The organism is Aeoliella fuhlenseeensis (genome assembly GCF_052161615.1).
GTDB lineage: Bacteria > Planctomycetota > Planctomycetia > Pirellulales > Lacipirellulaceae > Aeoliella.
This window is the reverse complement of record NZ_CP197417.1, coordinates 1888953-1907031: the sequence shown is the minus strand read 5'-3', so window position 1 is coordinate 1907031 and position 18079 is coordinate 1888953. Positions and strand designations below refer to the sequence as shown.

At 60.2% G+C, this 18079-nt stretch carries 14 protein-coding genes and 1 tRNA gene; 3 read left to right on the top strand and 12 right to left on the bottom strand.

The window, feature by feature from the left end; translation table 11 throughout:
* Nucleotides 1-217: 217 nt before the first annotated feature.
* From SH292x_RS07405 to SH292x_RS07350, 12 genes are all read right to left on the bottom strand, one after another.
* Nucleotides 218-299, bottom strand: a tRNA-Ser gene (locus SH292x_RS07405).
* A 91-nt stretch (nt 300-390) separates the two neighbouring features.
* The gene (locus tag SH292x_RS07400) at nt 391-1305 is read right to left on the bottom strand and encodes an alpha/beta hydrolase (protein WP_442484956.1); all 915 of its coding nucleotides are present in this window, start codon (nt 1303-1305) and stop codon (nt 391-393) included.
* Between the two features lie 4 nt (nt 1306-1309).
* Nucleotides 1310-3118 carry a sodium:solute symporter gene (locus tag SH292x_RS07395; RefSeq protein ID WP_442484955.1) on the bottom strand — a complete coding sequence of 603 codons (1809 nt, stop codon included), beginning with the start codon at nt 3116-3118 and terminating at the stop codon, nt 1310-1312.
* A 76-nt stretch (nt 3119-3194) separates the two neighbouring features.
* Nucleotides 3195-4697: an L-arabinose isomerase gene (araA, locus tag SH292x_RS07390; protein WP_442484954.1), complete on the bottom strand. Its 1503-nt coding sequence runs from the start codon at nt 4695-4697 to the stop codon at nt 3195-3197.
* Between the two features lie 47 nt (nt 4698-4744).
* On the bottom strand, nt 4745-5437 hold the full coding sequence (locus tag SH292x_RS07385) for an L-ribulose-5-phosphate 4-epimerase (RefSeq protein WP_442484953.1): 693 nt from the start codon (nt 5435-5437) through the stop codon (nt 4745-4747).
* Between the two features lie 13 nt (nt 5438-5450).
* Nucleotides 5451-7133, bottom strand: coding sequence for a ribulokinase (locus SH292x_RS07380; protein ID WP_442484952.1), 1683 nt, complete (start codon nt 7131-7133; stop codon nt 5451-5453).
* A 153-nt stretch (nt 7134-7286) separates the two neighbouring features.
* Nucleotides 7287-8951, bottom strand: a complete 1665-nt coding sequence (locus SH292x_RS07375) for a fucose isomerase (RefSeq protein ID WP_442484951.1) — start codon at nt 8949-8951, stop codon at nt 7287-7289.
* A 49-nt stretch (nt 8952-9000) separates the two neighbouring features.
* On the bottom strand, nt 9001-10107 hold the full coding sequence (locus SH292x_RS07370; protein WP_442484950.1) for an aldose epimerase family protein: 1107 nt from the start codon (nt 10105-10107) through the stop codon (nt 9001-9003).
* Nucleotides 10108-10365: 258 nt separating this feature from the next.
* Nucleotides 10366-11106 (bottom strand): hypothetical protein, encoded by a 741-nt coding sequence (locus SH292x_RS07365; protein ID WP_442484949.1) that lies wholly within the window; start codon nt 11104-11106, stop codon nt 10366-10368.
* Nucleotides 11107-12426: 1320 nt separating this feature from the next.
* Entirely contained in the window at nt 12427-12933 is a 507-nt protein-coding gene (locus SH292x_RS07360; RefSeq protein ID WP_442484948.1) for a thioesterase family protein, read from the bottom strand.
* Nucleotides 12930-13913, bottom strand: a complete 984-nt coding sequence (locus tag SH292x_RS07355; RefSeq protein WP_442484947.1) for a sugar phosphate isomerase/epimerase family protein — start codon at nt 13911-13913, stop codon at nt 12930-12932. The genes SH292x_RS07360 and SH292x_RS07355 overlap by 4 nt, the downstream gene beginning before the upstream one ends.
* Before the next feature lie 240 nt (nt 13914-14153).
* Nucleotides 14154-15731, bottom strand: coding sequence for a hypothetical protein (locus SH292x_RS07350; RefSeq protein ID WP_442484946.1), 1578 nt, complete (start codon nt 15729-15731; stop codon nt 14154-14156).
* 247 nt (nt 15732-15978) lie between these two features.
* Between SH292x_RS07350 and mtnB the strand changes: the two genes are divergently transcribed.
* The 3 genes from mtnB (at nt 15979) to mtnC (ending at nt 18047) form a co-directional block, all read left to right on the top strand.
* On the top strand, nt 15979-16689 hold the full coding sequence (gene mtnB / locus SH292x_RS07345; RefSeq protein WP_442484945.1) for a methylthioribulose 1-phosphate dehydratase: 711 nt from the start codon (nt 15979-15981) through the stop codon (nt 16687-16689).
* Between the two features lie 78 nt (nt 16690-16767).
* The gene (locus SH292x_RS07340) at nt 16768-17349 is read left to right on the top strand and encodes a 1,2-dihydroxy-3-keto-5-methylthiopentene dioxygenase (RefSeq protein WP_442484944.1); all 582 of its coding nucleotides are present in this window, start codon (nt 16768-16770) and stop codon (nt 17347-17349) included.
* Entirely contained in the window at nt 17346-18047 is a 702-nt protein-coding gene (mtnC, locus tag SH292x_RS07335; protein ID WP_442484943.1) for an acireductone synthase, read from the top strand. The genes SH292x_RS07340 and mtnC overlap by 4 nt, the downstream gene beginning before the upstream one ends.
* Nucleotides 18048-18079 lie beyond the last annotated feature (32 nt).

Below are 18079 nucleotides of genomic sequence, written 5' to 3'. Positions count from 1 at the left end.
TCCTGTCGATCGCCGAGCTCCAGAAATGGGCGCGGCACAAGAGCCCCCAAACCACCATGACGTTCTACCACCACCGCACTGCCCTTGAGTTAGGGCGAAAGGTATGGGCACCAGCGCGACGCCAAAGTGTTGCAAAACAGTTGCGGCACTTTCGCGGGCCCCGGCAAGGCTTCTAACTTTGAAGATCTAAGATTGGGTTGTCAAATAATTTAAGAAGCGGAGGGCATGGGACTCGAACCCACAACCCCTTGCGGGGCACCTGAATTCCAATCAGGCCGCTAGCCATTCGCTTACCCTCCACGCCGCCGATGGGCGTAAGTTCTTAAGATAGCTGAAGTTGGCCCATTTTCAACGGCCCCGGAAGTACGACAAACGCCGAAAACAGCGGGTTCAGTCGGGGAATCGGTAATCTCGCCACAACCAGCGGAGCGAATCGGGCAGGATCGCGCCGCCGTGGTTTCCGTTGTGGCCGCCGTCGCCGGTAACGAACTGGTGGTCGTACTCGCGAAACTTCAGCGCCGCGGCCATCTGCTGATTGCCCAACCACCAATTGCCGTGAGCGTTGTCGAGGTCGTTCGAGCCGTCTTGCAGGAAAACTCGCAGCGGCCGTTTCTCAGCCTTTCGAAGGATGCCAGGATACGCATCGCCCCCGCGGATGTTGGTGAAACTACCAATATGACTGAGTACTTTGCGAAACGCATCGGGGCGTTCCCAAGCGACGGTGAAAGCGCAGATACCGCCACTCGACATGCCGCAAATCGCGCGACCCTCGGAATCGTCCGTAAACGGATACTGCTTCGCAACTTCAGGTAGGATCTCGCTTAGTAAGAACTCCGCATAGTCGCTCGACAACGTATCGTACTCAACGGAGCGGTTCTCGGGCTGCGGATCCCAACCTGGTTTCTCAGGTAGCTGTTCCTTCTTATGCCCCGGATCGACGAACACTCCGATAGTCACGGGCATGTCGCCCGAGTGAATCAAGTTATCGAACACAATGGGGACACGCATGTCACCTGTCTCGCTGACGTAGGCGTGTCCATCTTGAAACACCATGAGCGCAGCGGGCTTGCCGGGCGAGTACTGCGCTGGGACGTAAACGCAGTAACGCCGAACGGTCCCAGGATAGACCTTGCTATCCTTCCACTCGTGCGTCGTTACGGTGCCCCGAGGTACTCCCTCGCGCCGCGACGAGTCGGGACCATGTTCGTACCGTCTCTCGGGCGCTACTTCATCGGCGATAGCGCAAGCAACCAGCCCGACGCTAAGGAACAACAAAACAGCGACGCAAGGGCGAAAGAAGTCCATCCGGCTAACCTTGGAAGTAAACGTAAGCGGCAATGATCAAGCCCATGACGAGGACCGAAGCGACCACATCGACTGCATTCCAGCTCTCCCGAGTGCGGAGGCGATCTTCTTCCGTGATCGCGCCGTAGGTAAGGCCGCTGATGCGGGCGTAGTCGGGTGGTGCGGTGGCGAGGCTCACCACAACCATCACCAGCGAGCAGATCAGGAAGATCGCCAGGCTGAAGTACTGGAAGTACATGTTGTTGATGATGAAGTTAAAGCTACCTTCGGCGTAGCCCGAATGCCATTTCAGTGCGACTGGCGTATCGATCACCAGCTTCCAGAGGCCGATTGCAAAACCCACGATCAGCGTTGCCAGACAACCTTGAGCATTCAAGCGTCGGAAGAACACGCCGCCGAAGAACACCACGAAGATGGGGGGAGCAAGGTAAGCCTGCACCGACTGGAGGTAACCATATAAGCCACCGGCGTTCGCGATCACTGGCACCCAAAGCAGGCCAAGCACCACCATCACGCCAGTCGCAATACGTCCCACCCAGGTGAGTTGCGACTGCGTCGCGGTGGGATGTAGCTTGCTGTAGCAGTCCATCGTGAATAGAGTACTACACGCGTTGAACACGCCGGCGAGCGAGCTCATCAAAGCCGATAACAAGCCGGCAACCACAATGCCTCGGATACCGGCTGGAAGTGCGTGCTTGACCAGAAGTGGAAACGCCCCCTGGGCGGCGTCACGAGCGACGGTGCCATCGGGATTGACCAGCGTCTCCATTCCCTCGACCGCGCCCACCTTCGCAATGGCGTAGGCGATCATGCCAGGGATGATGAAAATGAACACCGGAAGTAGCTTGAGGAAGGCGGCGAAGATGCTGCCGCGGCGGGCATGAGTTTCGTTGCGCGCACCAAGTGCCCGCTGCACGATGTACTGGTCGGTACACCAGTACCACAGGCCAATGATCGGAGCGCAGAACAACATGCCAATCCAAGGATAGACACCCTTGTCGCCGTACATCGAACCTGGGGAGTTGTCGAAGTACCACGCCGCGCGATCGGCCTCGCGAACGGGCTCCCAAGTCGGGGCCACACCTTCAGGCATCGCGGGTTGCCAGAGATTGAACATCTCGCTGCTGCAAATCTCGCGGAGCCTAGTCCAACCACTTTGGTCCTCGGTCGCCAGCACTTGGAGACCAAAGTAAGTCGCAAGGATTGAACCGAGAATGAGGACAAAGGTCTGCACCGCTTCCGTGTACGCCACGGCTCGGAAGCCGCCGAGCACCGTGTAGATGCCCGTAAGCACGATCACCAGGAACGAGCCGATCCAGAAACTATCGATGTGCATCTCACCAATATTGAACCCAACTTCGGGCATCAACGTGCGGAACACGATACCGCCAGCAAAGATGCCCACAGCGATCTTCGTGAGAATATAGGCTACGAGCGAAATAACCGAGAGCATCCAACGACTGGCGCCACTAAAACGGCGTTCGAGGAACTCGGGCATGGTGAAGACCATGCTCCGCATGTAGAAGGGCACCAGCACCCATCCCAGCACCAGCAAACACCATGCGTGCAGTTCGTAGTGGGCGAACACCACGCCATCGGTAGCGCCGGAGCCGGCGAGACCAACCAGATGCTCCGAACCAATGTTGGAGGCAAAGATCGACGCACCAACCACCCACCAGCCAAGATGCCGTCCTGCGAGGAAGTAGTCGTCCGTCGTGTCTTTGCTTTGGCGAATCACCCACAGTGCGAGGGCCGCCAGACCCAGGAAATACCCAACGATGACAATCCAGTCAAGCGCTGTAAGGTGTGCCATAAAACATCGCCTTCGAGAGAAAATGAGAGAAGAGTGCGAAAGACTTCGATCGACAAGCGCGGGCCATTATAGCCGATCACTCCTTGCGCAAGTCGCCGAGCCGCAATTGATTCTTAAACTCACGCAGCTTCGTGTCGCCATCGATGACCACCAGTTCGATGCCCGTCATCTCGGCGAAGTCTTCGTAGTGCTCGGTCGAAAGAGCTTGGCTGAACACGGGATGGTGCGAACCACCTGCATAGATCCACGCCGCGGCGGCGGTCTTGAGGTCGGGCCGCGGAGTCCACAGCGCGCGGGCCACCGGCAGTTTCGAGAGCGACTCAGGCGGCGAGACAACGTCCACCTCGCTCACCACCATCCGGAAGCGGTTGCCAAGATCGACGACCGTCGCATTCACTGCGGGGCCGGGCGGCGTGTCGAACACCAATCGTACAGGATCCTCTTTGCCACCGATGCCAAGCGGATGCACTTCGCAGCTTGGCCTCCCAGCCGCGATCGAGGGGCAGATTTCGAGCATGTGGGCCCCGAGCACTTGGCCGCCACCTTGCGGCAAGTGATAGGTGTAGTCTTCCATGAACGACGTACCACCCGACAGGCCGGCGGCCATCACCTTCGATGCCCGCACCATCGCCGCGGCTTTCCAGTCACCCTCGGCACCAAACCCATACCCATCGGCCATCAACCGTTGCGACGCGATGCCCGGCAGTTGCTTGAAGCCATGTAGATTCTCAAAGGTGTTGGTATAGCCGACGAAATTCTCGGACTCGAGGAATGCACGAAGTCCCAGCTCGATACGCGCGGCGTCTCGCAGCGATTGGCGACGGTCGCCATGCGAGCGGAGACAATCGGCCATCTCGTACGACTCGTCGTACAAACCACACAAGTTGTCAACCTGCGAGTCGCTGATCTCGTCCATGAACCGGACGACATCGCCGACGCCGTAGCCATTCACGGAGAAGCCAAACGTCTCCTGAGCAGCGACTTTGTCTCCTTCGGTCACCGCCACTTCACGCATGTTGTCGCCAATGCGTGCAATCTTTGCGTGGGCCAGATCGTGCTTGGCTGCCGCGGCGCGAGTCCACACGCCAACTTCGCGAAGCACTTCTGGATCTTGCCAGTGACCGACAACTACCTTCCGAGCCAGCCGCAACCGACTGCACATGAACCCAAACTCGCGGCCGCCATGCGCCGATTGATTGAGGTTCATGAAGTCCATGTCGATGGTCGACCACGGAAGGTCGCTATTGAACTGCGTGTGCAGATGCAATAACGGCTTCGCAAGACTCTTAAGGCCGGCGATCCACATCTTCGCCGGCGAGAACGTGTGCATCCACGCGACCAAACCCACGCACTGCGGAGCGGAATTCGCTTCGAGAATGAGCTGGCGAATCTCCTCGGGCCGAGTGAGCACTGGCTTGAATACCACACGCACTGGAATCTGCGAATCGGCATCGAGCGCGCTAGCTACCTGCTGCGAGTGCTCCGCTACTTGCCGCAGCGCCTGTTCGCCGTAAAGGTGCTGGCTGCCGGTGATGAACCAGACTTCGTAGTGATCAAGGGCGGGGAGGATGCTGGCCATGGATGCGTCGCGTAGTAGATGAAAGTAGGGTAGTGAGTAAGTACGAGCTATTGCTGACCGTAGTAAGCAGCTTTGCCGTGTTTGCGGAAGTAATGCTTGTCGAGCAGGTGCTGCTCGACTGCTAGAATGTTGGGATTCAGGGCGAGCGTGGCGAGGGCCATCTCGGCGACCGCTTCCAGGGCCACCGCGTTCTCGACACTCTTGGCCGCCGTCGGCCCCCATGCAAACGGGGCGTGACTCGCCACCAGCACGCCGGGCACCGCCGTTGGATCGAGATCAGCAAACGTTTCGACGATCACGACGCCGGTGTTAACCTCGTAGGCGTCTTCGATTTCCTTTTGCGTTAGTGGTCGGGTACACGGAACGTCGCCATAGAAGTGGTCGGCGTGCGTTGTTCCATAGCACGGAATCGCGCGGCGAGCCTGCGCCCACGCGGTGGCTTTGGTGCTATGGGTATGCGTGATGCCCCCGATGCCCGTGAAATGCTGGTAGAGCAGTCGATGCGTCGGAGTATCACTCGATGGCTTGAGCTTTCCATCGACCACTTCGCCCGTTTCGACACTTACCAGCACGATGTGCTCAGGACGCAACTGATCGTACGCCACGCCGCTCGGCTTGATGGCGAGCACTTCGCCGTCGTCACTCAGTCCGCTGACGTTGCCCCACGTTAGCGTGACTAGGCCATGCGACACTAAGTCGAGGTTCGCCTGCCATACTTGTTGTTTCAACGCATCGAGCATGGCAGCGCAAACTCTACTCTCCGCGACGCGCGCGGCTACGAATTTGGATCAAGTCCTTCATCACGTGATGAAGTGATCCGTGGAAGTCAGCCGTGCCGAACGCATCGTGCAGCAGCCGGTAAATGTCATACAGTTTCTCGTAGACGGCAACGTTCTCAGGAATCGGCGTGTAGACGGTTTCCTTCACGCCCGTCATGGCGGCTTGAGCGGACTCAACATTCGGGTGCGCACCGGCAACCACTGTGCCGAACACCGCGGCACCGAGGGCGCAGGTTTGTCCGGAGCGGCTGATCTTCATGGGCCGATTGCAAACGTCGGCGTAGATCTGCATGACCATCGCGTTCTTCTCGGCGATGCCGCCGCAGTTCACCACTTGATCGACCTTCACGCCATACTCTTCGACGCGGCGAATAATGGTCAGCGCGCCGAATGCCGTGGCTTCAACGAGAGCGCGATAGACCTCAGGCGCGGTGGTGTGCAGCGTTTGCCCTACTAGCAATCCTGTGAGCAACGGATCGACCAGAATTGTGCGATTGCCGTTGTTCCAGTCGAGGGCGACCAAGCCCGACTCGCCCGGCTTGAGTTTCGCGGCGGCGTCGGTCAGTTTGCGATGCGCCTCGGCGTCGTTACCGTACGCTGCGGGCGACAGGTGTTTCACGAACCAATTGAAGATATCGCCCACCGCCGACTGCCCGGCCTCGATGCCGTACATGCCCGGGACGATCGACTCCGGCACGATGCCACAGACGCCCGGCACGTCCGGCAGTTCGTGCTCTAGCGGCGAAGGCAAGCAGTCGCACGTGCTCGTGCCCATGATCTTCACCAACACGCCAGCGGTTGCACCCGCACCGACCGCACCCATGTGCGCATCGAACGCGCCAACGGCCACGGGAATTCCAGCGGGCAAGCCAACTTCGTCCGCCACCGCGGCAATGAGCTCGCCGGCCTTCTTATCCGACGCCACGGCTTTGGTCGTGTAGCGCCAACTGGCGAGCTTGGGATGCAGGGCCGCGAGAAACTCCTCACTCGGCAATCCGCCCCACTGCTCGTTGTACATTGCCTTGTGGCCCGCGGCGCAGATGCTCCGCGCGAGCGTGTCAGGATGCGTATTACCCGTGATGTACGCGGGAATGAAGTCCGCACACTCCACCCAACCGTGGGCCGCCTCCGCCACTTCCGGCGCGGTCCGCGCGCAGTGCAGCATCTTCGACCAGTACCACTCCGAAGAGTAGGTGCCGCCGCACTTGGCCAAGTACGGTTCGTTGCGCTCCTTTGCGAGCGCCGTGATCTCCATCGCCTCGGCGTGCGAAGTATGGTCCTTCCACAGCCACGCGTAGGCGGCCAAGTTGTTCTTGAACTTGGGTAGCGTGGCGAGAGCCTGCCCCGCGGCATTCACGGGAATGGGCGTCGAGCCCGTGGTGTCGACACCGATGCCAACCACCCGATCCGCGGCAAACCCCGGAGTCTTCGCGGCCGCGGCGACCGCTTCTCGGACCGAGACCAGGAAGCCCTGGATGTAGTCGGCAGGGTTCTGCCGGGCGAGGTTGGGATCGCGCGGGTCGACGAGGATGCCCGCATCGCCCGAGGGGTAGTCATACACATGACTGGCGACTTCCGCGCCAGTTGCAATGTTGACCACCAGCGCGCGAACGCTGTTGGTTCCGTAGTCGACGCCAATGGCAAACTGTTCCGCCATAACACTCAATCCCGGTGCGAGAAAACTAGACCGCCGCCTGCTCGTACTTCGCACCGGCGAGTCGAGCAGACGGCAGTATATCTAAAAATAAATAACAATTCCACAGGCTGGCGGAGTTTTTCTAGGCAAATCCACGCAGCCCACTCCCCCGCCTTACCAGCTCGCGCCGCCCTTGCGAGTGCCGCAAATCGCCACTTCCATGCCGAGGGCTTCGGCCATCGAGGCCTTGGCGAGCATCGCCTTGTCCGCCTCGTCGGCGGAGTTGGCGTAGGCAACCTGGATATGGTTGCTCTTGTGGCGGGCCATCATCTGATCGCGCGAAACGCCGTAAGTTACCGCGTGCATGATCGGCCACTGGGGGGTGGTGTCGTTCCAGCGGCGCTCGGTTTCTTCCTGAGGGAGCTCCACCACGCCGGCTCGCCCGAGGTCCATTTTCAGGCGGCCCTCTTCAATATAGACGCGGGACCAGACGACTTCGCCTGGACGCGAAATACCCTTGATCGTGCCACCACCGGCGGGGAAAAACATCGCCGGCTGGCGAACGCTCGTGGCTCCCGCCCAGCCCCCCATCAGGTGTGTGGGGGGAACACTTCCCGAGATCTCGAACACCCAGACGTAGTCGTCCACGGTGCCCGAACGGTCCCAGTCGCCCCATCGAAGGTCGTGCAGAGTGTTCTCCACCGGCTGACCCATCGCTTTGTGAACGCGGTAGGTCATCAATCCATCGAGCCCCGCGCACTCGTCCACTTCGTTGAAGTGCGGCAGTGGCTCGCCCGCGTAGAGTTCGCGTTTCCCACAGCGACTCTTCACCGGGGGACGCTTGCTGTCGTTCAGTGTTCCTTCGACCAAATCGCTCGCGGGGAGCAGGTCCTTCAAACCTTGCTGGTACTGAATGCCAATGGTGTCGCAGCCGAAATCGTCGGCAATGCGAACCGCGGCGATGTACATCTTGCATTGCAGCAGGATCTGATCGTCGGTTAGGTCCGTCTCGTGCGTGGGGCCCGTGATGAACTTCAGCCCCGCGTCCTCCATGTGCTTGCGGACGGCGAGCGCCTCTTCGTCGGAGACCTGCGTGGTCTCGTAGTAGAGCGCCGACTGACTCAGGCGTTCCTTGTAGACGCCGGTCGGGTTCAACAAGTGGTCGGGAATGATCGCGTTGAACATTCCCATGCAACCTTCGTCGAACACGCCCATGATCGACTTCTGGCTTTGCAGCTCCGCGGCAAGCGCTCGGCCGAGGTCGACCTCTTCGCCCGCGGCCTTGAGCTTAGCAAAAGGATGCACGTGGTCGAGCGGGTGCGTGACCTTGCCCTTCTTCAGCCAACTCGCGAGTTGCTCCTGGAACTTCGGGTCGGCGAAGTCGTCGGCCCACAACGTGCTGTACTCGACACCGGCCTTGGTGAGCGAGCCATTTAGGTTCAGCATCCCCACCAAGCCCGGCCACATGCCCGACCAATTGGCGAGCGTGAGGATCGGGCCGCGGTGAGTGATGAGGCCGTGCAGTACGTGGTGCGAGTACTGCCATACGGCCTCGGCGACGATAAGCGGTGCGTCGGGATCAATTCCGCGAAAAACCTCCATGCCTTCGGCTTGCGACGCAATGAAGCCGTGCTTCTCGGCTTCTTTGTAGGGATGAGCCCGCACCACTTGCCATCCCGCAGCGGCGACTGCCCTGCCGATTTCCTGCTCCATCTGATTCTGCGCGTCCCAGCATTTCTGGTTCGCGCTAAGACGCAGGTCGCCGTTGGCAATCAAGTAAACCTGGCCCGCTGGCAACTTCGTTACCTTTGGTGCCTTCGGAAGCGTGTAAGCCGCCATCGTCGTAAGCTCTCCCCTCGTTCGTTAAAAGGCATGCGTAGCCCAGCAGCTACTCGGCGGAGAACTTGAACACCGTGGTGGTGTCGTACTTCTCCCCCGGCTTGAGCAGCGTGCTGGGAAAGTTGGGTTGATTGGGACTGTCGGGATAGTGCTGCGTCTCGAGGCAAAGACCGCCACGATTCACGTACGTTTGTCCCGACTTGCCCTTCAAGCGGCCATCCAAAAAGTTGCCGCAATAAAACTGAATACCGGGCTCAGTGGTGAAGACTTCCATCACGCGGCCGGTAGTGGGCTCGTTGACGCGAGCGGCAAGGGTCATCTCGCCGTCCTTGCCACCCTTGTCGAGCACCCAGTTGTGGTCATAGCCGCCGCCGAAGGTCAGCTGCTCGTCCTCGACTTCGATGTCGCGACCAATGGCCTTGGCTTCGGTGAAGTCGAACGGCGTTCCCTTCACGTCTTTTAGGTCGCCGGTCGGGATCAGCGTCTCGTCGACGGGCGTGAACTTCTTGGCGTTGAGCATCAGCTCATGATCGAGGATCGTGCCGTTCCCTTCGCCCTTCAGGTTAAAATAGGTGTGCTGCGTCAGATTGACCGGCGTGGTCTTGTCGGTCGTGGCTTCGTAGTGGCAGATGAGCTCGTTCTTGTCGGTCAGCGTGTAAGTGACTTTGACCTTCAAGTTGCCCGGATAGCCTTCTTCCTTGTCCTTGGCGAGGTAGGAGAGCTCGATGGAGTTGTCCCCCACTGGCTTGGCGTCCCACACCACCTTGTCGAAACCAATGATGCCACCGTGCAGCGAGTTGGGACCGTTGTTCACCGGCAGGGTGTACTCTACGCCATCAATGCTGAACTTGCCCTTCGCGATGCGATTGCCGTAACGACCGACCACCGCACCAAAGTACGGCTTGTCGACCGCGTTCATGTAGCCTTCGACGCTGTCGTACCCGAGGGCCACATCGCCCATCTTGCCGTCGCGATCGGGGACCACAATCGATGTGATAATGGCTCCGTAGTTGGTGACCGTGACGGTCATTCCCGACTTATTCTTCAGCGTATAAAGCATGATGCCGTCGAAATCCTTCTTGGTAATCTCGGCATCGGCACGAAACGGCACCAGACAGACGAGAGCGGTTAGGGTGAGAATTACAAGCTGCTTCACGGTTGAGTCTCCTTGATGGAGCCGAAATTCGGCGGGATAAGGAAGGTGCCACCCTTGATCCCATAGAATAGTGCAGCCCGCTGGCCGGTTTCAACTGCCGCCCGCTCACGCTATCGCGTCAATGGTTCAAGCTACAGCGGGCGTTTTGTCGCCGAAAGCCTTGAATTGGGCGGATGTTAAGTTTGTGGAAGTCGAGTGCAACAATCGTGGACGTACCGGTAACCTGCTAAGTATCAGGAGCCGCACGGCCTGCGATCTTCACGCCGCGCGGCGGTAGGTCGCATGGCGAACCACCACGCACTCGAACGCCCGTCGCACCTCGTCGGCGCGATCGGAATCGTCGACGATCGCACGCACTTGGGCGATGGCATAGCGACGACACTCCAAGCGGATCGCCGGTAAGCCGAACGCCGCGATCACCAGTGTCGCCACGACTACCAGCAGTCCGGTCTGCAGCGAACCCGCGGCGATGAGCACGAAGCCCGTGAGTACCATCACGACGCTCGCTTCGACGGTGATCCAAAACCAGCTCCACATATCGAGCGCTCGCTCGATGAGGAGCTCGTCAATCTGAGGACGCCGACCGCTGACGAATTGGTAAAAACCGTGCCGCATGATTTCGTAGCGATGCCTCACTAGTTGATCGTCCGGCACGTCGTCGAGAGACACGCCCGTGCGGTGGGCGAGTTCGGTGATGATCACGTCGACGTCGAAACGTTCGCGAATCCCCAGCCACTCGGCGATCAGGCTGTGGATGCGGAACACTCGCGAGAGCATTCCAATGGCCAGCGCCGGGATCAAGTAACCACCCGGAACTGGGAGCACGTGGTCGGCTTCGAGTTCGATATTGAAACTCAACTGGGCGAGCACCGTGTTGACTTGAGGAATGCTCTGCCGCACTAAGTACACCGACACCAATCCGGTTACGGAAGTAAACCAGAAAATGCGGTTGAGCATCGACTGGTAGTCGGTCACGGGATTCAGCGGATTGAGCGACATGGCTAGCGGGACTCCCGAAGAAAAACGGAGGGGCTCGACTATAGCGAAGGTCCAACCGCCGCTCGACATCAATTCGTGCTAGCAGCGAGTTGTAATGTCCCACATCTGGGACTTTTTCATTGGGTGCGACTTTATTTTCGGGAGGCGCCTCAGCTGACGGAAAAAAGTGTCGTGTTTTATCGAGTGATTTCAGGGTGCATTGGTATCAGTAAAAAGAGTAATGTCGCAGGGGCAAACCGCAGGTGCGACATTACTGGTTTTGCCCCCTCCCCCAAGTCGTTGCGCGTGGTGCGTTGCCATTTGCAGTCGCTCGAAGCGCAACGACGTATCGGGGGAGGGCTGGGGTGGGGGCTGAGTTTGCGAGCGAATGTTTCATTGGGTAAGTAGGCCGGGTCAAGCTCCGCGCCGACCCGGCGCTTAAGGTGTGGCGATTTAATGGTCTCGATACTTCGCAGTGGATTCCGACGGCGGGGTTTCGTTCCTATCTCACGCCAAGGCGCAAAGACGCTAAGCAACTAGCTCCGAAGGAGCGCGCTTCGATAGGCCAGGGCGCAGCCCTGGTTTCGGGTTGGAAATAGTGTTCGCAGCTCTGACAGAGCGCGCTATCTCATGCTGGGCGCACGGGTAGCGCGTCCCGTTGGGACTAAGGTTGCGACTACCGATAAGTTCCCAGGACTTCGTCCTGGGCTGTCGAAGTGCGCCACGTTGTGGCTACGGAGCGGGTGGCGAGTGGTTAGGTGCGAGCAGAAGGTAAACCGTGAATTGCCGTATCGGCGCGGAGCTTGATACGGCCTACGGCCGCTCCCCCCCCGCACGCCCCACGCGTACGACGGACAGGGTGCATTGTAGCGGATGTACACGCTCTTGTCAATAGCGCATGTGTACGCGTGGACATTTTATGGGAAATAGTATCGGGTGGACTGGAAATGGGTGGTTTAGGCGAGCCGGCGAGCGTGAGCGACCGGAGGAAGTTAGGGTGCATTGTCTAGTTGGAAGAGTTTTTCACGCAAAGGCGCAATGACGCGAAGAAGCAGACCGCTGATCTTCGCTAATTGGCGCCAATAGCATGTCGTCATAGTTTGAGTTGAACGGTGGTTCAGACTCTTTGCGTCTTGGCGGCTTTGCGTGAGATGTGGTTCACGTGTGATCAAGAGCGACGCTCGGCCATTTGTTAGCTTGCTCAGGGACAAGATTCTTCAACCTTGTTCCCACGCTCCTGCGTGGGAACACAATGGGCGACCGCTCTGCGGTCATTCGTGGGCTAGGGCCGCGGAGCGGCCATCCATGCGTTCCCACGCGGGAGCGTGGGAACGAGAGAACTTAAATCCCCATCACGCCGCAGAGCGGCGAGGGCCAATCGAGTGATTCATGTTTTTTAGCTAGCTCGGCGAAGGCTTTTGCAATCGCCGGGGGCATTGGGGTGCTGCGGCGCTCGCGGAGGTCGACGTGGGCGCTCACGGTTTCCATGGTCGAGGCGACACGGCCTCGGGTGTCGTTGACCAGGAATTGGATGAGGTGGAAGCGGATGCCATTACAGCCAACGACGCGAGTGTAGACGGAGACCTGCTCGCCGACGCGGACTTCGGACAGGTAGCGCAGGTGCTTTTCGAGGGCGAACGTGCCGCACTGCTGGTGCTCGATGTAATGGTGGTCGAGGCCCAGTGATTCGAGCAGCGTGCGGATACTACGGCTGTAGAGGTACGTGTACCACATGACGTTCATGTGGCCCATGTCGTCGAGGTAGTCCTCGGGAATGGTCGCGTGGTGGCCGAGCGGGAGCTCGGCCACCTGTTCGACCGATGGGGTGGGGAGTTTCGAGCGGCTCACGCGTAGGCACTCGCGAGGGACGAGCGGAGCAGCGCGAGGCTTTCGGGGATCGCCTCTTTCCAAGGAGCGGTCCCTTCGAACTCTAGCGAGATGTAGCCACGGTAGTCGTGGTCGCGGAGCAGCTTCATGATGCGTGGGTAATCGAGGTCGAGCGAGTACCACACGCCACCGCCGTAGTAGGTCTTGGCCTGGACGTACACGGTCTTCGGCGCGAGCACGGCGAGTTGGTCGTAGGGGTCTTCGAGGAAGTTGCCGGTGTCCATCGTGACTTGCAGCCAAGGCGAATCGATGACGTCGACGATCCGCATCACGCCATCGGCAGTGCGACCGAGGCCCCAGTGGTTTTCGAGGCCCAAGAGGACGCCGTACTTCTCGGCGGCGGGAAGGAGCTTTTCGAAGCTATCGATCACCCACTTGAAACCTTCTTCTTCGGTGTGGCCCGGCAAGACTGGCTCGATGCCGCGGTTGGCCATCAGTTCGTCGAAGTCCTTCGAAGTGCCCCAGCGTCCGGTGTTGACGCGCATGGTGGGGATGCCGAGCTCGTGGGCGAGCTGCATGCAGTGGGTGGTATGGTCGATGTTTTGCTGCCGCACTTCGGCGTCGGGCGAGACGAAACCTTGGTGCGTCGAGAAGCCGCAAAGGGCAACGCCGTTCACGAGCGCCCGGCGCTTGAGTTCCTGCAATCGCTTGGGCGATTCGTCCTCGAACATCTGCATGTGCAGGATCTCGACCGCGTCGAAACCAAGGCGAGCTGACTCGTCGATGCATTGCTCGATGGTGAGGCGATCGGTGGGGTTGTCGCGGAATCGCCAGAAGGAATAGGTCGAGATGGCGATGGGGTTCGGTCGCGCGATCGGCTTGGCAGCGGGTGTCTCTTCAGCACGAACATTAGCACCGAGCCCTATGGCGGCGGCACCGGAGAGGAGTCCTAGCTTGGCGAAATGGCGGCGGTCGAGGGAGTGTGAATCGAGGTTCGTCATGGTGTTTATGAGTTGGGAGTGGGGATTAGTGGTGTTCAGTTTCGCCGAAAGAACCGGACGCTAGCGCGTTGCGGCTGATCGAATTAGCCGCAGGGCGCTAGCCCCGGTTTCTTCAACTTTCGCTTCGCTGTGGTTTGGAGGTGGTCGATTGGCTGGGGTCGTCCCCAGGCACCCGAAGGTAGTATCTAGGGGCTACGCCCCCTCTCCCAGACCCTCACCCGGGTCGGGGAGAGGGGACGGTTAGGTTCGTGGTTCGGGGGGAGCGGCCTTACTGTGTTGCAGTGTGCCGGATTCTAGGCTTAGGAGTTCTTGGTAGCGGTCGACGACCTTCGGCGAGGCGATGTGCGCGAGGTTGGCGGAGAGGACAATGCGTTTGATGGTGTGTTGCAATCGCAGGGCAAGGGCTTCGGTTTTGCGGGCCGTCAGCGATAGGTCGTTCTTCGTGTCGCGGTCCTTGCCGAGCTGTTCCATGTTTTTGTAGCCCGGCATGCGGGTTACTTTGCTTTCGAACTCGTCCGACCGCTCGGCCATCAGGGCGGCGAGCGTCGGCGTAACTTCGTTGGCCAGTTCGGGCCATTCGCGGCGGACTTCGTTCTTCACGCGGTCGCGGGCGCGATTGTACTGCGAAGTGGCGCGGCCCGCATCGCGGCGAAGGCGCTGGGCGTCGCGAGCGGTTCGTTGGACGGCCGCCGCGACCTGCGAGAGATCGCCGTCGGGATCGAGACCGAGCTTCGCGGCGAGCCCCAGGACGATGGCGCGATCGACCGCGTCGGCGTGCTTCAATAAGTTGGGGAACGGACCCTCGGCGCGAACCAGTTCGGCGGGCGGGAGACGACGCGGCTCGTCCTTCTTGCGAGCCTGGTCGTAAGCCGACTCGCCGGTGGTACCGTCGGTGCTGTAGTAGTCGAGGAACGCGTCGGAGGTTCGCACGGGGATGTCGACCGTCTCGCTTTCGCAAACGGCGTAAGCGTGGGCTTCGGCGAACGAGGTCTCGCCGTCCCCGTCGAAGTCGACGAGTTCAATCTTATTACCCGCGCGATCGTGCCCCGCAATGGCGGCCCAGAAGAACGAGCTGTACTCCTGATACGACTCTTCGTTGACGTCGGGCGTGCAACCAGCGGCGGGGCGATCGTGAACCTGTGCAAAGAACCCCGCGCGAAGTTGGCGAGCGAGACCTTGGTTGGGATTGGCCTCGTTGAAGATGGTCCGCGCAAAGCCACCGGCGTAGCACTGCACCATCACCATGACGACCGGCGTTTGCTCGGGGAGCTCGTCGAGCCACTCGGAGAACTCGGCGGCGGTGAACCGGCGATGGTTCCAAGTGTAGATCGAAGTATTGAACGGCGTGTTGTCCTCGCCCGAACCGCCGTGGGCGGTGGCGTAGATAATCAGTCGGTCGTCATTTCCCAGTTCGTCCCCGAGCTCGCGGAGTCGATTGCGGATCAGCCTTGGCGACGTGGCATCGCGCACTCCCTCGACGTTGTGATTGCGGTAAGAGATGTCGATGTCGTCGAGTTTGCCGAACAGCTCGATGGCGATGTGTCGCGCGGGGCTGCACTCGAAATCGGGGTCGCGGAATTGAAGATCGCGATGCGGGTCGCGGCCATCGGCGAAGTAAATATCGTGCGGCGGGTTGTCGGTTCGTTGCTCGGCCAGCAGTTGGCGGAAGAAATAGACGTTGCGTTCGAGCGAGACTTGATTGCCGTGCGGATCGTAACCCCCGCCGATGGTCAGAAAATGATCGGCCGCTTGAGACGCCGTGGCGATGGCGAACGAAACGAGCGTGAGGCTAGCTAGCGAAACTCGCACGGTGGGCATGCAGAAACTCGCAGGGTAGGCGGTGGCGTGGCAGGTTGGATTTCGCCTGAGATTTCAACCCCAGTGTAACGTGGTCGTGCCGCAATTGGCAGAGAAAACGGGTAGAACTATGGGATATAAGTAGTGAAACGAAACGGGACCGTCACCAACAAAGGGCAGCTATGGACCTGGCGGGTTTCGCGCTATAATGACGCGAACCGCACGATGGCGGCTCCCCGTTTCACCTCCCCTACCCTGTTCCCCCGCCATGGCTGGCCGCACCACGACCGTCGACATCGATCCCGTTCAGCTCGAGCGGCAACTTATGGCTACGGCCGAGGAACTCCGCGTGCAGATCGACGACCTTCGAGACACGGGGCGGATGCTGCATGGCCGGGGCTGGTCGCTGGGCACCAGTAGCAACTACAGCGTGGTGCTGGAGCGCGAACCGCTGGAGCTACTGCTGACGGCGAGTGGTAAGGACAAAGGTCGACTTGAGCGGCGAGATTTTGTCCGCGTCGACGAACGAGGCCACCGCGTCGACCGCCCCGCCGACAGCTTTCCGCTGGAGAACAAACCGTCGGCCGAGACGCTGCTGCACGTGGTGCTGGCCGAGCTGCCCGATGTCGGTGCAGTGCTACACACGCACTCGGTGTGGGGCACCCTGCTGTCCGATCGGTACTTCGACGAAGGAGGCCTCGAGATCGAGGGCTTCGAGATGCTCAAGGGCCTCGAAGGGAACGTCACGCACGAGATGAAAGAGTGGGTGCCGATCTTCGAGAACACGCAGGACATCGCCGCGCTCGCCGACGAACTTCGCACACGACTGCACGACCGCGAACGACCTATTCGGCATGGCTTCTTGATTCGCAAGCATGGCCTCTACACTTGGGGGCCGAACCTTGCGGCCGCGCGACGACACATCGAGGTGTTTGAATTTCTGTTCGAATGCATTGGGCGGACGGAGTTCGCTTCGTAAAGTTTTGTAGACTTAATGCTGACTTCCCCCGACCAGGCTTGGTCGGGGCTATTTGAAAAACTTATAGACGATTTCACTATGGCAACCATTACTGTCTCCACGACGGGCGAGCGAATCGACGACCCGCAGGCGATCGCCGAGTTCCTCCAGCCGTTTGGCATCTGGTACGAAAACTGGCCGGTCGCGGGGCGGCTGGCTGCTGACGCCACGGGCGAAGAGATCCTGGCCGAGTACGCGCCGGAGATCGAGCGGCTGAAAGAACGTGGCGGCTACGTGACCGCCGACGTGATCAACGTCGGACCGGAGACGCCGAACCTCGACGCGATGCTGGCCAAGTTCGACAAGGAGCACACGCACAGCGAAGACGAAGTGCGGTTCACGGTCGAAGGCCGGGGCGTGTTTTGGATTCACCCCGAAGGTGGCCCCGTGTTTTCGGTCGAAGTCACCTCGGGCGATATGATCAACGTGCCGGCGGGGACCATGCACTGGTTCCATCTTTGTGACGATCGCCGGATCCGCTGCATCCGGTTGTTTGAAGACGCGACCGGATGGACGCCGCACTACATCGAGGACGCGGTGCACGCAGCGCATCCGCCGGTGTGCTGGGGGGCGAACTACATCCAGGTTCAATCGCATACCAAGCCGGTGGTCGAGCTGTGATCGAGTTCCAGGGCCGGGGCATTCTACTGGACGTCGAAGGAACCACTTCGGCCGTGGCGTACGTGTACGACGTGATGTTTCCGTTCGCGCGGAAGACTCTCGCGAAGTATCTCGACGCGGCGTGGGACTCCCCTGCCCTCGTCCCCGTGCGCAGGCAAGTCGCCCTCGACACGGCTAACACGGCCGCCGAGCATGACCGTGCCGAGTTCGAGCGCGAGATCGTCCGGCAGATGGACCAGGACATCAAGGCCACGGGGCTTAAGCAGCTGCAGGGTTTGATCTGGCAGGATGGTTTCGAATCGGGCGAGCTGGTCGCCCACGTGTTCGACGACGTGCCAGTGGCGCTACGGAAGTGGAAGGACGCGGGGATCGACCTGCGGATTTATTCGTCGGGCAGTGTCCACGCCCAGCGGTTGTTCTTCGGCCATTCGTCGGCGGGCGACCTGCTGCCAATGTTCTCGGGGCACTACGACACGCAGATTGGCGGTAAGCGGGAGCCCGAGAGTTACACCCGTATTGTCCAAGACTGGGGCCTCGCCGCCGAAGAGATCCTGTTTCTTAGTGACGTCGTGGCCGAACTCGACGCGGCCCGCGACGCGGGGATGCAGACGGGTCTTTGCCTGCGGCCTGGAAATGCGGAGGTGGAGCCGGGGCATGGGCACGCTAGTTGCGGGAGCTTCGGGGAGATTGGCCTGTAAAGTCTGACTGCCGAGGGGCGGTGAGGTAAAAT